Genomic DNA, 20,946 nt, shown 5'->3' with positions numbered 1-20,946 from the left:
AGCGATGAAAACAACGGGTAATCTGGGGCTGAAAAAGCCCGATGGTACAGACATTGTAGATATCACCGACCTGAACGGCAATATGGATATTCTGGACACCGCCGTCAAGGCCGCGCAGGATCACGCCGCAGATGCGGTCAAGCACATCACAGCCGCGGAGCGCACGGCATGGAACGCCAAGGCGTCTACGTCGGTTGCGACCACGAATGCTGCTGGGCTGATGGCCGCAGGGGACAAGTCGAAGCTGGATAGTGTGGCGCAGGGTGCTAATAATTATGTGCATCCTTCCACGCATTCGCCATCGGTCATCGTACAGGACTCGTCCAACCGCTTCGTAACCGATGCGGAGAAGACGGCCTGGAATGGCAAGGCGAATCTAGTGACTACACCGCAGCAGACTACGGCGGATGTTACCTACTTTGTCCGTACTGATGGGAATGACAATAACACCGGGCTTTCTAATACGGCGGGTGGGGCTTTTAAGACGATTACAAAAGCAATTAATACGCTCCCTAAAGTAATCAACCATGATGTGAATATTAATGTTGCGGCAGGTAACTATGCTGAAACAATAGTAATTAAAGGATTTACAGGAAAAGGTTCTTTTGGCATTTCGGGAACAGCTTCCGTGAATATATTAAATGTTTTAGGCAGCGCAAATACAATTCCTGTAACATTATCTACACTTACCAGTACTACAAACAGTTCGAATTGTTTTGAATTTAGTTATTGCTCTTGGACATATTTTAATAAATGTTCAGCGTTAGCAGTTGATAATTCAAACTCTGCGTTCGTTATCTATGGCGGAACTGCAGTTCTTGCAACGTGTACTATATCTAATAAATGGGCGGCTATATTGGCTCGCAGTGGGTCAAATGTCTACGTAATTTGGTGTTCTGGTGTTTCGAATTCTAACGCATATTATGCAATGGAATCGGCGAAAATCGGTGGAGATGGAAATTCCTTGTCGGGAGTTTCATATACCTCAAATGGAGCAACTATTTCAATGGGGCCTGGGGTTATTAACCCATGGGGGGATAATACAACATTAAATCGGCCTATGGCTGAAATGAAGCCTCTCTCTGACCAATTGTTAAGTGCTGGAGTATGGGGCAAGGTTACATTAAACCAGTCTCTTTACAGTATTAAAAATGTTGCGGACATAGCAAACAGTCGACTTATTTCTCCTGAAACGGGAGTATATCTATTGAATGTCCGTGTAGCGATATCTAATTCAGGAGCAGGGCGGGCCGCTATTGGAGCTTTCGTAAATGGGAATCTAAATGGACTTTTAATAGAACAGACGAGTGATGCGAGTCAATTAGGGCTATCATTGGGTGGATCTTCGCTTTTGCGCCTTAGTGCGGGAGAGTACGTAGAAATATTCATAAACCCTACTCAAAATATTTCTATTTCTGCTCATGATCCATACACACATGTATCTTTAATTCGAGTTGCATAAAGGAGATGAATAAATGAACCTAGCACAAGCAATTAACTATTTATACCCAACTGCCAACCCCATGCACGACTTCATCGTCCAAGACAACGGCCCGGAACCCGTCCTGCGGCCAGGAGCCGAAACTAAAGGCCAGGTACGCTACGAGATCAAGCTGCCAGAAATCGGCGAACAACCCGTAGAAGGCGTCCACTACCGCCACGGCATCGACTACAATCTGCTGACCGAAGGCGAGGATTATGATCTCGTAGAACGCGGGCCATATATTGCGGTCTGGAAGCTGGAGGTGCCGCAGCCGACAGAGGCTGAATTACAGGCGGCGTGGGAAGCGTACCAGGAGGCTGAGGCCAACAAGCCGCCGGTACTGACAGAGCTGGAACAGTTGCAGCAAGAGAATCTGTGGCTAAAGGCGCAGAATAACGCGCTCAGCGAACGGGCGGATTTCATTGAGGATCTCATTGCGGAGATGGCCACGCAAGTCTACACGTAATCGTTCAGCGGGTCTAACCTGCGCATTACCTCTATTATAGTAAGGTGGTGAGAGCAATGGCATTATTTTTCGCACAACGCGTTACGCTGGGGAAGACGAAGTATAGCGAGATCCCCTCTACGCTGAAGCCTGCCGTCAAGCAGATTCTGGTGGAGAACGGACTTACGTTTCTTGTAACTGAAGAGTAGATTGCCACAGGCGCCGCTCAGGGCGTTTTTATTTTGCCCTCGGACCCGTCCGGGGGCTAAGTCCAAATATTCACCGCAGTGACGATGAAGCTTCAAGTTTAAATCTTAAGTGCGTCTTATATAACTACTTTAATAACCACACAGAAGGGAGTGAAGCAATGGACAGCAACGATGTAGCGAATCTGGAGAAGCTGCTGCCGCTTGCGGATAAGTATGGACTGGCTTATATCATCGCTCTGATTCTGCTCATGATTATGCTTGTGCTTTTGCGGTCAATTGTGAAGGGGAATCTGGTGCCGCGTGAACTGCTGGAGCGTGCTGAGGAAGACCGGGACAGGCTGCAGAATATCCTCGACAAAGAGCGGTCAGACTTCATGGCACCCACGCTTGAAGTCTTACAGCGCTTGAAGATAGACCATTCCGCAGGCAGCCATACGGGTAGTACCAGTACTAATGAAGAAGACAGGGGGGGATAACGTGCTGAGTGCGTGGATCAAGCGTCTATCGCCCCTGCACCGGGACAGAGAGCGGAGGCTGGCGCTGGCAGGACACCGAGTATCGCTCTCTATCCGCAGGTATAAGAATGTCTCTAAAGACATTCAGGAAGAAATCAGGAACAACGGGTTCGCCGAGTTCCTAATCTATGATCGGGGGGCAGAAGATGAGCAGCATTGATATTGTGTTGTTACTGGCCTATTCTATATCCTTTATCTGTGCGCTGCTGCTGATGGCTGCGCTTTTTTTGTATTTCCGCCGAAGATTCCGGGTGCGCGTGGTCAGTCTGTTTATGCTGGCTGCGTTTTTTTTCCTCGGGGCGTATACGGTTAAAATGGCGGTGGCCTTCTGGATCAGATTCAGCTCCGCTCCCGTCCCGGACGCTATACGAAGCTCGCTGCAATCGGATGCCTGGGCTATTGCCCAGACGGGAACGACCATAGGGCTAGTCATCCTAACCCTCTTGATGTACACCAGACGCCAGGATCTGTTCGTGGTCCTCTCTGAAATCAGGAAAGGGGAGGAATCGCATGCTGACGCTGGCTCAGGTTCTGAATAAATCCGCTGCCCGCCTGTCCGGGCTTCATCCCGCCGTCCTTGCCGCAGCGACTGCACTGATTGAACGCAGTTATGCTGTTGGAGTTCCCATTCTGATCACGCAAGGCCTGCGGACGATTGCCGAACAGGATGCGCTCTATGCCCAGGGGCGAACCCGGCCGGGAGCAATCGTGACGAATGCGCGCGGCGGGTACAGCTATCACAATTATGGATTGGCGGCGGATTTTGCGCTGCTGCTTCCGGATGGTTCAAGTGTCTCTTGGGATATGAACAGGGATGAGAACCAGAATGGGACCCGGGATTGGCTGGAGGTGGTGCAGCACGCTAAGGCCATCGGGTTCGAATGGGGCGGCGACTGGACTAGCTTCAAGGATTACCCGCATCTGCAGATGAGCTTCGGATTAAGTCTGGCAGATCTGCGAACCAGGAAAAAGCCTACGGCTGCGGCCGTGGAGGCGGTGGTTGAACGCATCAAGCCCAAGGAGGAACAAGCGATGAGGACTCAGATGAAAGTTGCAGTACAGGTGAATGGGAGGAAGATTGCGGACGGGTGGCTGGAGAATGGGGTTACCTATGTTCCTGCACGTAAAATTGCGGAGGCACTGGGCGCTCAGATTGCCTACCATCCGGCTGCCAACACCGTTGATATCACCACCATCCCGCAGAAAGGAGCAATCTCATGATGAACAGCGAACTGCTGGATAATGTATTGGCTTTTGCCTCAATCCTGTCGGTCTTTATTCTTACCCTAGTGCAGCTGATCAAAAATAATACCCGTTTGCCGCGTAACAGCATCCCTTTTATCGGACTTGGCATCGGGCTGCTGGTTGGAGCGGCGGCGTATCCTTTTACAGAGCTGGAGTTGATCTTGCGTCTATGGTCAGGCGGATTGGCCGGGTTATCGGCTACCGGATTATTCGAATTGGCATTCAACAACCGCTCAGGGCACACAATGAAATAAAAGTTAACCTGTGATCAACGGCCGGCTCTGCGGAGCTGGCTGTTTTTGTCGTTTTACGTCATATAACTTCACATGAACACTGCATAAAGTACATATCAAAGAGAGAATATACCAGGAAGAAATACATAATTTTTTGGGACTGCATAAATGGCCGGTTTGGTGTATAATCGAAATCACTGCACTGCTTTACCGCGCAATAAAGTTGAAGATTTCCGGGCGGTTTTATTGTATGATATGAGGAAGCTTTTCAAATAGACAATGTTAAGAGCATTGATCCGGAAGAGGATGGGGGGAGCAGCATGACCGAACTTACGACTACCGTTAGCAAAAGCAACTCCAACAATCTGCTGCGGCGGGACGTACGGTTCCTGGGGAACATACTGGGCGAAGTCTTGGTACACCAAGGCGGCAACGAACTGCTGGATATTGTGGAGAAAATCCGGGAGACCAGCAAATCGCTGCGCTCATTGTTTTTGCCTGAACTGCACAACGAATTTAAAGAGCTGATTAGCTCACTGGACCCGGAGAATCGCCATCAGGTGATCCGTGCCTTTGCGATTTATTTCCAGCTGGTGAATATCGCCGAGCAGAACCACCGGATTCGCCGTAAACGCGACTACGAACGTTCTGCCGGGGAGACTGTACAGCCGGGGTCGATTGAGAGCGCGGTTCAGGAGCTTCGCGAACGGGATTTCTCCCACGAAGAGGTTCTTGAGATCATGAGCGGCATGTCACTCGAGCTGGTTATGACCGCTCACCCTACTGAAGCTATGCGCCGTGCAATTCTCGATATCCACAAACGGATCTCCGACGACGTCATGGGCTTGGATAATCCGACGTTAACGTTCCGCGAACGCGAACAGCTCCGGGAGAAGCTGCTGAATGAGGTTATTACCTTGTGGCAGACTGATGAACTGCGTGACCGTAAGCCAACGGTGCTGGATGAAGTGCGTAACGGGATGTATTACTTCCATGAGACGATTTTTGAAGTGCTGCCGGATGTATATCAGGAGCTTGAGCGCTGTCTGAGCAAATATTATCCGGGCCAGAACTGGCATGTGCCGACCTATTTGCGTTTCGGTTCATGGATCGGGGGAGACCGCGACGGCAACCCTTCCGTGAAGGCAACCGTTACCTTGCAGACCCTCCGTCTGCAGCGCAAGCTGGCTATTCGTGAATACCAGCGTATTATGCGCGAGCTGATGCAGTACCTGAGCTTTAGTACAAGCATTGTGAATGTGACGCCGGAACTGCTGGAATCGATTGAGGCAGACCGGAATATTATCAATCTTAACCGGGTCGATGCCTGGCGTAATGATAACGAGCCTTACCGGATTAAGCTCAGCTATATGATCTCCAAGACACAGAATGTGCTGGACGATGAGAAAAAAGGAACACCAGAGCGCTACGCATCCCCGGCGCAATTCATTGACGACCTGAACGTGATTGACCGCAGCCTGCGGCATCACTACGCCGATTATGTAGCAGATACCTACATAAAGAAGCTGATTCGTCAGGTGGAGCTCTTCGGCTTCCACACCTCTACGCTGGATGTCCGCCAGCACAGTCAGGAGCATGAGAATGCAATGACAGAGGTTCTGGCCAAGATGAATGTTACACCGGATTACTCCAAGCTGTCTGAGCAAGAGAAGATTGTGCTGCTGGAGAAGCTGCTGAATGATCCGCGTCCGCTGACTTCCCCTTACCAGTCGTATAGTGAAGGGACAGAGGAATGCCTGGCGGTATACCGTGCGATCTATGAGGCGCAGGAGGAATACGGCAAGCAGTGTATTACAAGTTATCTGATCAGTATGGCGGAGGCGGCAAGCGATATTCTCGAGGTTATGGTCTTCTCCAAGGAAGTCGGCTTGTTCCGCAAAGACAACGACGGTACGGTAGTCTGTACTCTGCAGGCTGTGCCGCTGTTCGAGACGATTGACGACCTGCATGATGCGCCGCAGATTATGCGTACGCTGCTCAGCATGCCGATCTACCGCGATGCGGTCCGTGCGATGAATGATCTGCAGGAGATTATGCTGGGATATTCCGACAGTAATAAAGACGGCGGCGTCGTTACAGCGAACTGGGAGCTGCGAGTGGCCCTGAAGCAGATCACAGCGACTGCCGATGAGTTCGGCATTAAGCTGAAATTCTTCCATGGACGGGGCGGCGCCCTCGGACGCGGCGGTATGCCGCTCAACCGGAGCATTCTGGCCCAGCCGGCTTCCACCATCGGCGGCGGGATTAAGATTACCGAGCAGGGTGAGGTTATCTCCTCCCGTTATTCGATGAAAGGCATTGCTTACCGCAGTCTGGAGCAGGCGACATCCGCTCTGATTACGGCCGCTATTCATGCCAGATCGCCGCAAGCGGATCTGTACGAAGCCAAGTGGGATGAGATTATTGCCCGTATCTCTGAAGTCTCGCTGAACAAGTATCAGGATCTGATCTTCCGTGATCCGGATTTCCTGACGTACTTCAAAGAGTCAACCCCGCTGCCGGAGGTAGGCGAGCTGAATATCGGTTCACGCCCTTCGAAGCGGAAGAATAGCGAGCGCTTCGAGGACCTGCGTGCGATTCCTTGGGTATTCGCTTGGACGCAGAGCCGTTATCTGCTTCCAGCATGGTATGCCGCCGGAACCGGTCTGCAGAGCTTCTATGAGGGCAAGGAAGAGAATATGAAGATCATGCAGCATATGTATGCGAACTTCTCATTCTTCACGACCCTGATCGATACGCTGCAGATGGCTATTGCGAAGGCGGATCTTGTCATCGCCAAGGAATACGCCGGGATGGGCAAGAACGAGGAGGCGCGCGCGCGAATCTTCGGCCAGATCGAGGCTGAGTTCAAGCTGACCTCCGAGCTAATCCTTCAGATCACCGGCCAGCAGGACATTCTGGATAATGTTCCGGTCATTCAGGAATCCATCCGCCTGCGCAATCCGTATGTTGATCCGCTCAGCTACCTCCAGGTTCAGCTCCTCGCCGAGCTTCGCGCCCTGCGTGAGGCTGAGGGGGATGACGCTGAGCTGCTGCGTGAGGTACTGCTTACGATCAATGGTATTGCTGCCGGTCTTCGGAATACCGGCTGATGGTTTGTGAGCACCCGCTCTGACGATCTTGATCTAAAAAGTCGGCGAAGCCGCTTTAAGGTTTTGAACTCAAAGTCGGCGAAGCCGCTTTAGGGTTTTGGATCTCAAAGTCGGCGAAGCCGCTTTAAGGTTTTGATTTTCCGATCTTAGGCCCTGGTCTTTCGGTCTTGAATCTTTGAAGCCTGCCCTAAGCCGCTTCAGAATTCCCCGCCCGCTTCCTAACCGGAGGTGGGCTTTTTTTATAGGAATTTGCGGTCACGAAGGCACATGGGCACATTATATGCGAAAAACCGAACACAATGGGCAGTGACGAAGGCATATGAGCCAATGTATGTGAAAAACCGAATAGAAATAGAATGAGGATAAAGCAGGTGGATGCAAAACAGTGGGGTGCTGCTCTAAGAGGGGCATAAGGCAACGTCATGCTCTATGTGTTAGGAGGGTTTTGTTGTAAAGGAAGGGAGGCCGGGAGTCGCAGACCCGGCCGAGCCCATGCCCCACCCCATTGTTGCCTGAGATATACTTTGGGCAACAAGAAAAGCAGTGGGGGGAACCAGGCTGATGGAGGGGGCGGAGCGGAAATTTGGAACTGTAGGAGCGATAGCGTTCGCCTTTATTGGCAGATTTCAACCGCAGCTAGCGGTTCCAATCAGGAAATCTGCCAATAACAGCGACCGGAAGTCCAAATGTTCTGCGCAGCCCCCGACTAATCAGCCGCCATGGGGGCCAGGGGGTTCCTCCAGCGATCAGCCGCCAGCAACCCGGCAGCAAGCTTTTCCAGCACATTATATAGAAGGTAACAATACAAACCTTGATTTTTGCAAGCACATGATTTACGATTTAAATGCTTGTACCGTGGTCTTCGAAGAGCTGACAGTCCAAGGGCGGCAAGTCTGGGGGAGTTAACAGGTGGAGAATCTGGAAGGCAGACTGACAAAGCTCGCCCTGAAGGGTGACCAAAGGGCATTTGCCGAGCTTGTGGAACTATATAAAGACAAAATTTATCATTTGGCTTACCGTATGCTGAATAACCGCCATGAGGCGGAGGATGTTGTTCAGGAGACTTTTTTGCGCGTCTACAGAAATTTGGACAGGTATGATGATAAGCAGAAGTTCTCGACATGGATCTACCGGATTGGCACGAACCTCTGCATTGACCGGCTGCGTAAGCGTCGCCCGACCTATTCCCTGGATGCCGAGATGAACGACCAGGAGGGGATTGACGGGTATTCGATGATTCCGAGCGATAATGTGACCCCGGAGACGGAGCTGCTGCTCTCGGAGACACAGAGACTCATCTATGAAGCCATCGACAGCCTGCCCGTGAAGTACAGGTCGGTTATGATTCTGCGCTACCTGCAGGATTTGTCACTTCAGGAGATCGGCGATGTGCTGGATATGCCTGTAACGACGATCAAGACCCGGGTGCATCGTGGCCGTGAGTTTTTACGTAAGAAGTTAGGACCCAAATTGTAAAAATAGATTATTTTTTATGAAACTCCTGCATTGCAGGGACGTATGTAAGTTAAGCAAGTCTTATGCACTAAATTAGCACGTATGAAAGGATTGGCTCCTATGGAATGCAAACTGGCCGTCTCTATGATGCACGACTACCTGGATGACGACTTGCCCGACCTGCAGCAGAGGGAATTGAAGGAGCATCTTTTATCCTGTACGGAGTGCCGTGCGAGGTTCAAAGAACTGGAACAGACCGATATGCTGATGTTTTCCCTGATGCACCAGACACCTGTGGCCTCGGAGGATTTGGTTGGCCGGATTATGGATTCATTACCGAAACCCAAGAAGGAAAGAGCCTTCATCACCTGGATCAAGCGGCATCCGGCCCTGACGGCGGCGTCTATGTTCATTCTTGTGATGCTGATGAGCTCCGTAACCTTTTGGAATCAGGATCGGCAGCTTGTGGTTAGAGGGGCAGACCTCGACCAGGTTGTGATCAAGGGGAATACGGTGATTGTACCCTCCGGCAAAATTATCTCCGGCGATCTGACGGTGGAGAACGGTAAGACTCAAGTCTACGGGGAAGTCAACGGGAACGTAACGGTCATCGACGGCTCGCTGTATCAGGCTTCAACCGCCCATATCTCCGGGCAAGTCAAAAGTATAGACCAAGCCGTAAGCTGGATCTGGTATAAAGTGACGAACATGTTCTCTGAAGTTGCCTACCGATAGCTAAATGTTGGTCGCTTGTAGCAGATAACTCATTTGCGCCTCTTTTTCCGGAAAGATGGCGCTTTTTTGTTGCCTGAAATGACAGGTTCATCAATTTACCAGCCGCCAAACTTGCAACCGGAGGCGTAACGTTATAACCTAGAATAAGATTCAAGCTTAACAGACAATTTACATAAACCCAGTTAATTTGAAATCACGGGGGTTTTCGGCCATGAGCTACTTTACCGACCTTACATGGAAAGAATCCATTAAAGATATAATTGATATTCTAATTGTCAGCTACATTATCTATAAAGTGCTCAATATGGTGCGCGGGACGCGGGCGGTTCAACTGCTGAAGGGGATTATGGTCCTGGTCGTCATCTGGGGCGGCAGTACTCTACTGGATCTGTATACCCTGAGGTGGCTGATGAACCAGGTGTTTACTTTTGGGATACTCGCGATTTTTATTATTTTTCAGCCGGAGCTGCGGCGGGGGCTGGAACAGCTCGGCCGGGGCAAGTTCTTCGGGCGGAATGCGGAGAATGATGAGGAGATCAGTAAATTAATCGGTGAAGTGATTAAAGCCGTGAATTATCTGGCTGTCCGCAAAATCGGGGCATTGATCGTATTCGAACGGGCCACGGGGCTTAATGAATATACGGAATCCGGGATCGCCATGCGCTCTGAGGTCAGCTCCGAGCTGCTGATTAATATCTTCATCCCCAATACGCCGCTGCATGACGGAGCGCTGATTATGCAGGGAGGCCAGATCGCTGCGGCAGCCTGTTACCTGCCGCTCTCGGAGAATCCGTTCATCAGCAAGGAGCTGGGAACCCGGCACCGGGCCGCAATCGGTATCAGTGAGGTGGCAGACTCGGTGTCTGTGGTCGTCTCTGAGGAGACCGGCCTGATCTCGCTGGCCATCAATGGACAAATTGTCCGGGATATCAAGGAAGAGTCCCTGATCTCGAAGCTGCACCAAGAGCTGAGCGCAACCAGCTCGCCCCTGATGGAGAAGAGCTCCGCTTTCTGGAAACGGAGGGGGAATAAAGACAATGGATAAATGGATGAAGAACAATAACTTCAACAAGATCCTTGCCCTGGCTCTGGGGATTATTCTGTGGACCATTGTGCATGTGGATACAGCGCCAACGTACCAGACTACGGTTAATAACGAATCGAAGACGATTGAGAATGTCAAAGTGGAGATTGAAGGTTTTGACAGTGAGAATTATGTACTGACCAAGGATGTGGACAGCGTCAGGATGGAGGTAATGGGCAAAAAGTCCGATCTGACCTATAAATTCTCCGATGCTTATCGGGTATGGCTGGATCTGAAGGATGTGAAGCCCGGTGATAACACGCTTCCGCTGATGTATTCGACTCCGAGTGGTGTAACCCTGGAAGCTATGGTCCCGAATCAGGTGAATGTGCATATCGAGCCGCGGACGACGAAGTCTTTTCCCGTCTCGCTGAATATTACGGGAGAGCCGGCAGCAGGCTATGAAGTAGGCAGTCCTGTGATTGACCCGGTATCCGTGGAGGTTACTCTTCCGGCAAGTGATCTTGGACGGGTAGCGAAGGTGCAGGGGAAGGTGGAGCTGGAGGGGCAGAATGAGACTTTTAGTGAGAAGAGGCTGAAGCTCTTTGCTCTGGACAGTAAGGGGAATGAGCTGGAGGATGCGGTCATTGAACCCTCTACAGTAGCGGTAGAAGTGCCTGTTACCCTCCCGTCCAAAACCTTGCCGCTGGACATCAGCTTCACCGGCAGTCTGCCCGGTTCCCTGGTGCTGTCTAGGGTAACGCCTGAACAGGATATGGTAACGGTGTACGGCAGTGCAGAGACCCTTAAGACCTTATCCTCGTATGAGGCTGTCCTGGATTTGAGCACTATCAAGAATGCGGGTACTGAGCAAATGAAGCTGGAGCTTAAGCCGCCGGAGGGCACAGGCAAGATTGAACCTGCGGCAATGACCGTAGCGGTCTCTGCGGCGGAGATTACCCAGCGGACCCTCTCTGCTATCCCCATTAAGCTGGAGGGCGTCAGCAGCGGGCTGACAGCCCGTGTCATAGACCCCGGAAGCGCCACTATGGATCTGACCCTATCAGGTGCGCCAACACTGCTGGACCAGCTCGACCAGGATAGCATCAGTGTGGTTGCAGATGTCGTGGGGCTCACGGCCGGTGTTTACGATATTACGCTGCAGGTGTCGCTCCCCCGGTTCATTACCCTGGAGAATGCCGCCTCGCAGCTTGTTGCGAAGGTGGAGCTGGTAGCGCCTGCTGCTCCGGCCGCGACTGCCGTGCCGGACAGTAGCCCTATCCCGACGCCTACGCCGGAGCCCAGTGCTGAGCCTGCATCCGGGGACGAGACGCTCGTAGAGCCAACCCCGGAGCACACCACCGAGATTATAGAGGAGACCCCGACGCCGACACATATTCCGCCGGAGACTGCTGAACCAACGCCGCCCGCAAGCGGCAATAATGCCGACAGTACGGGCGGAACGTAACCTTCCGGGCATGTAAAAGTCTATTTATATGCACCTGACATACACGAATTATCGAATCATTCATACTATAATTTATTAAGCTGAAGCAGCGTATTCTAAAGGAGAAAAAAAGATGGGTAAGTATTTCGGAACAGATGGCGTACGCGGGGTGGCTAACCGTGAATTAACAGCAGAAATGGCCTACAGTATTGGACGCTGCGGGGGATATGTGCTGGCAGGAAATGTGGAAAAGCCTAAAGTGGTCATCGGCATGGATACACGGATCTCAGGTCCAATGCTGGAATCTTCACTCATTGCGGGTTTGTTGTCCATTGGGGCAGATGTGATCCGTCTGGGTGTAGTCTCTACACCTGCTGTTGCTTATATCACAAGATTGCTCCAGGCGGATGCCGGAGTGATGATCTCTGCTTCACATAATCCGGTGGAGGATAACGGAATCAAGTTCTTTGGCGGAGACGGCTTCAAGCTGACAGACGAAACGGAGCTGCGCATTGAGGAGCTGATGGATGCCGAGCACGATGAGCTGCCGCGTCCGGTAGGATCGGGTCTGGGCACGCTGCGGGTCGATGATCAAGCGAAATATCTCTACCTGGAGTATCTGAAGACCACCATCGACCAGAGCTTCAAGGGCACGAAGGTGGTGCTCGACTGCGCACACGGTGCAGCCTATGAGCTGGCACCGCGATTATTCAAGGAACTGGGCGCAGAAGTAATTGCCATTGGGGCAGAGCCGGACGGGCTTAATATCAATGACGGCTTCGGCTCCACACACCCGGAGACTCTGCGTGCAGAGGTGCTGCGCCATGGTGCGGATCTTGGGCTTGCTTTTGACGGGGATGCGGACCGCCTGATCGCTATCGATGAGAACGGCGACGAGGTGGACGGCGACTTCATTCTCTGCATTTGCGGGGATGCGATGAACCGTGCAGGGAAGCTGAAGGATGGCACCATTGTATCTACAGTAATGAGCAACATCGGTTTCTACAAGGCAACAGAGAAGCTGTCGCTGAATACGGCGAAGACTGCGGTCGGTGACCGTTATGTGATGGAAGAGATGCGCCGCGGCGGCTATAATCTGGGCGGGGAACAATCCGGCCATGTGATTTTCCTGGACTATAATACTACAGGTGACGGTATTCTGACTGCGATTCAACTGGTGAATACCATGAAGTCTTCCGGCAAAAAGCTAAGCACACTGAAGTCCATGATGACTAAGTATCCGCAGGTGCTGGTCAATGTGCGTGTTCAGGACAAAACCAATTATCCGAACAATCCGGCCATTGAGGCCGCGATCATAGAAGTGGAAAGCAAGCTGGGCGACAACGGGCGTGTCCTGGTGCGTCCTTCGGGAACCGAGCCGCTGATCCGTGTAATGGCCGAAGGGCCGGATAAGGCGGAGCTGGATCTTTTTGTAGGGCAGATTGTTGAAGTGGTTCAGCGCGAGCTGGTGTAATCACTCACTGAAGTAGCAGGAACGGGTAGCCGGTGGATGGATCAATCTGATTCGTTCACCGGCTGAATGATTAATGTGGTCATGGCTGTTTGGAAAAAGTGTGAAATGGATGAAAAAGGTTTTCTTCGCCACATCGTTGCAAAAACGGGTTGAGGTGCATATAATAGACTAAGTGTCATTCCAGAAGGAAAGCGGGGATCGTAAGGTTATTGCAACACAAGCGCCAGAGCTTGATCTTGCGCGGGAGAGAAGGGAGGACCGGTGGCTGCGTAAGCAGTACAGGAAGGTCTGAACGGATCACGGCAGATGTAAGCTGACGAGGTGGAGGTGTTCGAAATGTTCGGCGGGGACCTCCCGGTGATGCACCAGAGCCGTAAATGGAAGCGGAAAATGCGAGGGCGACCTTGCACACAACGCTTTTGTGGGTGCTAACTTAAAGATGTACAAATCATGGGTATGCGCATTTGCAGGAACGCAGACGGTTCTGCCACGGCAGAGGAGAAGACTGTGCATAATCGTGACTAACGATGGATTTGACAGGTTATCATGTTGGTTGTAATGGACAACATCATATTTGCTTTTCTTCAAAACATGCCGCACGGCACGTTTCTTTCCTCATGCGCGCCTAATTACGATAAATTGGACGGAGGAAATTATAATGTGTGGTATTGTAGGATATATTGGTAATCAGAATTCGCAGGGGATCTTGGTAGAGGGTCTGAAGAAGCTGGAGTATCGCGGGTACGATTCCGCAGGGATTGCCGTATTCACGAAGGATGGTCTGCAGGTGGTAAAAGCACAGGGACGTATGGCGAACCTGGAATCCCGTCTGGATGCGACTCCGCTGACAGGAAGTGCCGGCATCGGCCACACCCGCTGGGCAACACACGGCAAGCCGTCCGATGAGAACTCTCATCCTCACACTGACAACAGCCACAAATTCTCGGTAGTACACAACGGGATTGTCGAGAATTACCTGGATCTCAAGGAAGAACTGATTGCCGGAGGATGCCACTTCACCTCGGAAACAGATACAGAAGTCATCTCCCACCTGATTGCCCGTGAATACAAGGGAGATATCGTTAAGGCTGTACAGCAGGCGATTTCTTACATGCGCGGAGCGTTTGCCCTGGGTGTACTGACTGAATATGAACCGGATAAGCTGGTAGCTGTGCGTCAAGCCAGCCCGCTGATCATCGGTCTTGGAGAAGGCGAGAACTTTATCGGGTCCGATATTCCTGCATTGCTGGAATACACCCGGAACGTATATATCCTGAACGACGGCGAAATGGCTGTATTGACACGGGATGCTGTCGAACTGATGACAATTGAAGGCAACTTTATTTCTCGGGAAATGATTACTGTCGATTGGGATGCCGTTACCGCAGAAAAGGGCGGTTATGAGCATTTCATGCTGAAAGAAATCCACGAGCAGCCTAAGGCATACCGTGATACCATGCGCGGACGGATGAATGCGGAAGGCAACAAAGTCATTCTGCCTGAGCTTAACCTGACAGAAGAACAAATCAAGAACATCCGCAATATCCAAGTGGTAGCTTGCGGTACTGCATATAATGCCGGTCTGGTTGGACGTAACCTGATTGAGTCCCTGGTACGCATTCCTGTAGAGAATGATATTGCTTCTGAATACCGTTACCGTTCGCCAATCGTAACTCCGGAGACACTGGTTATTGTAGTCAGCCAATCGGGTGAAACTGCTGATACACTGGCTGCTCTTCGTGAAGGTCAAGCGAACGGAGCCCATGTGCTGGCGATCACCAACGTAGTAGGCAGCTCTATCGCCCGGGAAGCAGACAGTGTACTGGTTACGCTGGCTGGTCCAGAGATCGCTGTAGCCTCGACCAAAGCGTATACTTCCCAGCTGATCGCATTCACTTTGCTGGGTCTGTATCTGGCTGAAGTACGCGGCACACAGTCTGAGTCTGAGGTTACCAAGATTCTGGCCGCTATGCAGTCTCTGCCGGAGCAAGTAGAAGTCATTCTGAGTCAAAAAGACGCGATCAAAGCCTACGCTGAGCAAATCGCTGAGCACAAGCACCTGTTCTTCATCGGCCGCGGCGTAGATTACGCTGTAGCTCAGGAAGGCTCGCTGAAGCTCAAGGAAATCTCCTACATTCACTCCGAAGCCTATGCTGCGGGTGAACTGAAGCATGGTACCTTGGCACTGATCGAAGAAGGCGTTCCTGTCATCGCTCTGGCTACCCTGGAATCCGTGTTGGAGAAGACCGTCAGCAACATCAAAGAAGTTAAGGCCCGTGGCGCCCATGTCATGGCCATCACCCACGAAGAGCACAAAGACGACCTGCTCCGCTCCGTTGACCAGGTATTCGTGATCCCTCAGACCCTGCCGCTGCTGACTGCTGCACTGTCTGTAGTTACCCTGCAGCTGCTGGCTTACTATGCGTCTCTGGCCCTGGGTCATGATGTCGATAAGCCAAGAAACCTGGCTAAGAGTGTTACTGTGGAGTAAGGGATAAGGGAAACTAAAGCTGTATGTTCAGTGACAATAAAGTTTGTGTCTGCACAATAAAGTTTGTATATTTACAAAAAGTTTGTGTCTTGACAATATAGTTTATATCTTCATGGTTTATTAGTAATTGAACTTGGCTAAAATGAATCTAATGACATCTAGAACTGCAAATAACTTATATATCTAATGGCTTCACCCTTTATTTTTAGGGTGGGGCCATTATTTGTATACTCGAAAACGGCTCGTTCACAGGACAACTAATGAAAATGGAGGGTTTTATGAGCAAACGTGCTGAAAGAAAAGTGAAGTTGCAAGCTAATTACCTTAAAAAAGGAAGGGGACAAGGCGTTGGAGAGAAGTATCTGCCGTTTATTCAAGCACATGACAATAAGATTGCTTCCGAGGGTTGGATAACAAGGCATAAAGGATGGAAAACAAAGCGAATACACCATACATTGTCTGAGCATGAAAGAAAGTATTTATATTATTGCGAATGGTTAGATGGAGTTTCTGATATCAGAGAACAGTGGCCTTTGCTCCCTCTGGAAAAAACGATTGAGATTGCAGAGCAACTTGGTATTGTACATCCACATATTGATGGCATTCCGGTAATTATGACAACGGATTTTATGTTAACACTAACAACTAAAAATGGAATTCGTAATGTGGTCCGAACAATAAAACCCATCGAAAAATTAACCACTCGTACTTTAGAACTCTTTGAAATTGAAAGAATCTACTTTGCAGAACTGGATATCGATTGGTCCATAGTTACGGAATATAAGATTCCCAATTACCTTGTGAAGAATGTTGAATGGATGGCACATGCAAAATATCTGGATACACAGCAAGTAGTTAATGAGGAGCTTATTGAATTATTGTCGGAGGATATATATGAGGTTTTTATTAAAGATGCAGGTAACTCCTCGCTGATGAACCTTTGTATACGAACAGATAAAGAAATGGGGTTAACCAAAGGAACTTGTCTGTTTATCCTTCAGTATATGTTAGCTAATAAATATTGGGAAACCGAAGTGAATAAAAGAATTATTCGAGAAAGTGAACCACTGATGATTTATAAGAATGAAGTAATTGGGAGAATCATTTACTTGGCTTAGAAAGGAGGAATTTAACTTGCAAATTGTAATTAACTCAATAATTGAACGATTGGACGAGGATCTAAAAGCAGTAGAGGTATTGCGTGTACTTTGGCTTGATAGCAACCAAGAAGAAGCTGTAGTCATGGATGTCAGCAATCTTCGAAAAATGTCGTATCCCTATTTTATAAAATGTCAGGAAATTTTATACGAAATTGATGAGGGAATGAGTAGGGTAACTGAGCTGGAAGTGGATATGAGAATTGTTTCACCCGATGAAGAATATCTAAAAAAGTACAAAGATAATAGAGATCGACGATGGAATCTAATTAAAGATATTGTAAATCAAGAACCAAATATCTATATATCTAAGCGAAGGGGGAAATTAGTTAATGACGCAGCTTTAGCTTCAGGTAAAACTGCCAAGGTTATACGGGATAATTTACTAAAGTATTGGTTTTATGGTAAGTCTATAAATGGTCTACTCAATAATTATTTCGATTGTGGTGTTCCTGCTAAAGATCGAGTATATAATGCAAAGCCAGGCCGAAAAACCTCAAATAAAACGAAGGTAACTGAAGCAGACAAAGAAATTTTTAAATCGGCAATAAGAGTGTTTCGCATTCGATTAGGAATGAATATTGCTAAGACGCATGAACGAATGTGTGAGACGTATTACAAACGTGGTTACTATCGAAAATATGGTGTAATGGTCCCAATTGTTGATCCGGATTTAAATCCATCATTGCGTCAATTTCGTTACTGGTACAAAAACGAATATTCACCAACTGCTCAGTATACCCACAAACGTGGTAAGCGACGTGCAACTATGGAGATACGTCCAATGGTTGAAGATGCTTCCGAGAAGGGCACTTGCGTTGGAGCAGTATTTGAAGTAGACGGAACTAAAGCAGATATTGAATTGGTGTCGTTTGATCGTAAGACAATACTGGGCAAGCCGCTGTTATATGTAGTAATGGATGTATTTAGTAGATTTGTTGCTGGTTATCATGTGAGTTTAGCTAATGGTTCATGGTTTGAATCTATGATAGCAATTGAAAATGCAGCAACTGATAAAGTGGAGTTTTGTACACGTTATGGTATTGACATTACTGAAGAAGAATGGCCTTGTCACTTTTTACCTAGAAATCTAGTTGGTGATCGCGGAGAGTTAAAATCACAACAATCCGAGAGATTTTCCAACATAGGAGTAGATGTTTTAAATGCACCTTCTTACCGTGGTGATTTAAAACCGCATATAGAATCAAACTTTCATATAACAAATGAGGTGATCAGGCAATTACTATCTGGTGCAGTGGAGGCTGGAGAACTTGTGCGAGGAGATTATAATCCGGCAAAAGAATCATCTTGGACTATCGAAGAGTTCAATCGCTTTTTAATTGTGTACTTTTTGACTTACAACAAGAGCGCATTAAGTAAAGATTATGTTCCTACGAAAGAAATGTATACCGATCAAGTTGAACTTACTCCATTAGGTGTTTGGAATTGGAGTAAAGGAAGAAGATTGCTACATAAACGATCTAAAGATGAGCTCCGCTATAATTTACTCCCGCGTGCATCAGCGAGAGTATCTCGTAGAGGTATTGAGTATAGAGGACTTAATTATACCTGTAGTAAAGCTATTCAGGAAGGGTGGTTTGTTGGAGATGGAGCAGGAATTGATGGGAAAACAGATATTGAAATTACATATGATCCAAGAAATTGCAGTAGTATCTTCCTAAAGTATAAAAAAGATTTAATCCAATGTTCTCTGACTGGAAAATATAAGGAATTTGAGGAAATACATTTTGACGAAGTAGATAAAATTATGGAGTATCGCGATGCTCAAATTAAAGAACAAGAAAAAAAAGAAAAGCAACACCGGTCTGAGTTACATGCTTTTGCTGCAGTAGCGGATAAAAAGGCAACTGAGGAGACAAAGGCTGCTACTAAAGACCAAAGCTTCTATTCCAGGAATCAAAACAAACGTGAGACTAGAAAAGAAGATAGCAAAGTTTGGGGAGCGATGGGGGCAATGACTAACATATCACATGAGTCGTTTAGTAGGGATGACATTTCATTAGAAAATGAAGATAATGTAGTCCATTTTCCACTTTCATATGACTCTGATGAGAGTATGCCTAATAGTGAAAAAGAGAGACAGTCACTTTATTCGAGAAAAAGCGAAGAAAAAAGAAAGCGAGATATGGCCGATGAATAATGAGGGGATTTCCGGACTAAAAGGAACACATGTTATGGCAAAATATCATGAACAGATTAATCCCAAGAATCAAGGAAACCCATTTATAGAAGCTCTACCTAATCGAATATCAGAAAGTGAATTTATTGATGTGCTCTCTTCAGATCCTCCGCTCACTTCAAAGTATTCCAAATTATCCATGGAGGATCGATTAGAGTTTGTACAACAAATCAAGCCGGACTTCTGGCGGCCGTTACCTTCTCATTATGAAAAGTATCGAAACTTATATTCAATGTTAAAAATAGGATATCAGTCAAGAAATCCAATGCACGCTATGTATAATCGTCAATTTGCTATGGGCTGGGATGAAATATATAGAGCAGGAGTTGATGAAAATGGTGCGAATTTAGCGGGAAATATTCAAACTGCGGAGAGTCTTGTTGAAATTGCGATTAATGGATATGGGAAAACACAAATATACGAACGCATGTTAACACAACTCTTTCCTCAAGTCATTCATCACAGTGAATATCAGGGAAGAGTACTACCAAAAACTCAGTTGGTATGGATTAAAGTGGAATGTCCATTTAACAAATCAGTCGGAACGTTTGTCAAGAGCTTCTACTCTGAGGTAGATAAAGTATTAGGAAGTAACTATTATGCATTATTTGCCGAAAAACCCGGGAATATTGGAACGTTGGTGAATAGAATGATTTTTACAGTTGTTCAAACTAATCTTGGCGGTCTATTTATTGATGAAATCCAGAAAATACAGAAGGCTTACTCTGGTGGCAAAGATAATATGATTGATTTTATTACTCAACTTGTAAACACGATTGGCATTCCAGTGATATTGCTTGGTTCATATAAAGCGCTTTACTTATTTAAAGATTCTTTAGCCAATACCAGAAAGTACTTGCCAAACGGTTATGCTGAAAATATTTCCGGATTTATGCTTAAAGACAGTTGGGAGTGGAATCATTTTATCAAGGAACTCTGGTCATTTCAATACACCAAAACATATACCGAGCTCACACCAGCACTTAAGGCAGAAATGCACTATTATTCTTTTGGAATCCCGGATATTGCAGTTAAGCTTTTTATTCATGTACAATGTCGGACCATCATAAATGGTGGTGATGAACGCATTCGGAAAAAGGTTATTCGTGATGTATCAGAGAAAAGTCTTAGAATGGTCCAACAAATTTTTGATCGAATGCGTTCTGGGGATATCTCGGCATATGGAGATTTAGAAGATGTTAAACCTGATTGGATCCCACTCAATGGATACCTAAAAGAGGCATCACATCGAATTACAGTTCACGGTAATTTAAAAGAGGATCATGCAAGAGCTCTTCAAAAAAGAAGAAAGGATGAGATATTGATTGAACTAACAAAATTTGCACTACAGTTGGTTCAAACTCCAGCAGAAGCAGAGGAAATTGCAAATAGAGTCTATGATGCTAGCTCAGGACTAGGTGATATTTCACTAATGTTTGGTCAAATTGCACAGCATATAATAGAAAGTAAAGAAACTACGGAAAGGGCTGAACAAAAAGAGGAAGAGCCAAGCGCTGAGATTCCAAAAATAAAGAATAGGAAACGATTAAAACCAGCGATGGAAACGGATGACATACGTTATATTGTTGAAATGGGGCATAAACGAAAACTAACGACTGAAGAAGCACTTGAGGAAAAAGGATATATAAGAGGAGTAGATGAGCTATTTGATTTAATATCTCAATTAAATTAAATGATGAAAGGATGATTCAAACTGTAT

General features: G+C 47.9%; 18 protein-coding genes. All 18 read left to right on the top strand.

Annotated elements, in window-relative coordinates; genetic code table 11:
* Positions 1 to 4 precede the first annotated feature (4 nt).
* Positions 5 to 1,462: a hypothetical protein gene (locus C173_RS10150; RefSeq protein ID WP_036724521.1), complete on the top strand. Its 1,458-nt coding sequence runs from the start codon at positions 5 to 7 to the stop codon at positions 1,460 to 1,462.
* Positions 1,463 to 1,475: 13 nt separating this feature from the next.
* The gene (locus tag C173_RS10145; protein ID WP_036724519.1) at positions 1,476 to 1,949 is read left to right on the top strand and encodes an XkdW family protein; all 474 of its coding nucleotides are present in this window, start codon (positions 1,476 to 1,478) and stop codon (positions 1,947 to 1,949) included.
* A gap of 56 nt (positions 1,950 to 2,005) precedes the next feature.
* Positions 2,006 to 2,137: a hypothetical protein gene (locus tag C173_RS35340; RefSeq protein WP_268748445.1), complete on the top strand. Its 132-nt coding sequence runs from the start codon at positions 2,006 to 2,008 to the stop codon at positions 2,135 to 2,137.
* A gap of 158 nt (positions 2,138 to 2,295) precedes the next feature.
* Positions 2,296 to 2,613, top strand: coding sequence for a hypothetical protein (locus tag C173_RS10140; protein ID WP_036724518.1), 318 nt, complete (start codon positions 2,296 to 2,298; stop codon positions 2,611 to 2,613).
* On the top strand, positions 2,591 to 2,812 hold the full coding sequence (locus C173_RS10135) for a hypothetical protein (RefSeq protein ID WP_235191847.1): 222 nt from the start codon (positions 2,591 to 2,593) through the stop codon (positions 2,810 to 2,812). Before C173_RS10140 ends, C173_RS10135 begins: the two co-directional genes overlap by 23 nt.
* Positions 2,799 to 3,191 carry a hypothetical protein gene (locus C173_RS10130; protein ID WP_036724515.1) on the top strand — a complete coding sequence of 131 codons (393 nt, stop codon included), beginning with the start codon at positions 2,799 to 2,801 and terminating at the stop codon, positions 3,189 to 3,191. The genes C173_RS10135 and C173_RS10130 overlap by 14 nt, the downstream gene beginning before the upstream one ends.
* Positions 3,163 to 3,873 carry a M15 family metallopeptidase gene (locus C173_RS10125; RefSeq protein ID WP_036724513.1) on the top strand — a complete coding sequence of 237 codons (711 nt, stop codon included), beginning with the start codon at positions 3,163 to 3,165 and terminating at the stop codon, positions 3,871 to 3,873. The genes C173_RS10130 and C173_RS10125 overlap by 29 nt, the downstream gene beginning before the upstream one ends.
* Positions 3,873 to 4,151 (top strand): holin, encoded by a 279-nt coding sequence (locus tag C173_RS10120; protein WP_200869530.1) that lies wholly within the window; start codon positions 3,873 to 3,875, stop codon positions 4,149 to 4,151. Before C173_RS10125 ends, C173_RS10120 begins: the two co-directional genes overlap by 1 nt.
* A 299-nt stretch (positions 4,152 to 4,450) precedes the next feature.
* The gene (gene ppc / locus C173_RS10115; protein WP_036724511.1) at positions 4,451 to 7,243 is read left to right on the top strand and encodes a phosphoenolpyruvate carboxylase; all 2,793 of its coding nucleotides are present in this window, start codon (positions 4,451 to 4,453) and stop codon (positions 7,241 to 7,243) included.
* A 909-nt stretch (positions 7,244 to 8,152) separates the two neighbouring features.
* The gene (sigW, locus tag C173_RS10105; RefSeq protein ID WP_036696241.1) at positions 8,153 to 8,719 is read left to right on the top strand and encodes an RNA polymerase sigma factor SigW; all 567 of its coding nucleotides are present in this window, start codon (positions 8,153 to 8,155) and stop codon (positions 8,717 to 8,719) included.
* A gap of 99 nt (positions 8,720 to 8,818) precedes the next feature.
* Complete coding sequence (locus C173_RS10100) at positions 8,819 to 9,433, top strand: anti-sigma factor family protein (protein WP_036724508.1); 615 nt, start codon at positions 8,819 to 8,821, stop codon at positions 9,431 to 9,433.
* Between the two features lie 211 nt (positions 9,434 to 9,644).
* Entirely contained in the window at positions 9,645 to 10,478 is an 834-nt protein-coding gene (gene cdaA, locus C173_RS10095; protein ID WP_036724507.1) for a diadenylate cyclase CdaA, read from the top strand.
* Positions 10,471 to 11,925: a CdaR family protein gene (locus tag C173_RS10090; RefSeq protein ID WP_051477958.1), complete on the top strand. Its 1,455-nt coding sequence runs from the start codon at positions 10,471 to 10,473 to the stop codon at positions 11,923 to 11,925. The genes cdaA and C173_RS10090 overlap by 8 nt, the downstream gene beginning before the upstream one ends.
* Before the next feature lie 112 nt (positions 11,926 to 12,037).
* Positions 12,038 to 13,378 (top strand): phosphoglucosamine mutase, encoded by a 1,341-nt coding sequence (gene glmM / locus C173_RS10085; protein ID WP_036724506.1) that lies wholly within the window; start codon positions 12,038 to 12,040, stop codon positions 13,376 to 13,378.
* Positions 13,379 to 14,036: 658 nt separating this feature from the next.
* Entirely contained in the window at positions 14,037 to 15,869 is a 1,833-nt protein-coding gene (gene glmS, locus C173_RS10080; protein ID WP_036724505.1) for a glutamine--fructose-6-phosphate transaminase (isomerizing), read from the top strand.
* A 278-nt stretch (positions 15,870 to 16,147) separates the two neighbouring features.
* A complete protein-coding gene (locus C173_RS10075) occupies positions 16,148 to 16,987 on the top strand; it encodes a heteromeric transposase endonuclease subunit TnsA (RefSeq protein ID WP_036724504.1) in 840 nt (279 codons plus the stop codon).
* Between the two features lie 16 nt (positions 16,988 to 17,003).
* Positions 17,004 to 19,187, top strand: a complete 2,184-nt coding sequence (locus tag C173_RS10070) for a hypothetical protein (protein WP_036724503.1) — start codon at positions 17,004 to 17,006, stop codon at positions 19,185 to 19,187.
* Positions 19,114 to 20,919: an AAA family ATPase gene (locus tag C173_RS10065; RefSeq protein WP_235191846.1), complete on the top strand. Its 1,806-nt coding sequence runs from the start codon at positions 19,114 to 19,116 to the stop codon at positions 20,917 to 20,919. Before C173_RS10070 ends, C173_RS10065 begins: the two co-directional genes overlap by 74 nt.
* The last annotated feature ends 27 nt before the right edge of the window (positions 20,920 to 20,946 follow it).

It is taken from the genome of Paenibacillus sp. FSL R7-277 (genome assembly GCF_000517965.1).
Taxonomy (GTDB): domain Bacteria; phylum Bacillota; class Bacilli; order Paenibacillales; family Paenibacillaceae; genus Paenibacillus_AQ; species Paenibacillus_AQ silagei.
The sequence above is the reverse complement of the archived record's forward strand: the minus strand, read 5'-3'. Positions and strand labels throughout refer to the sequence as shown.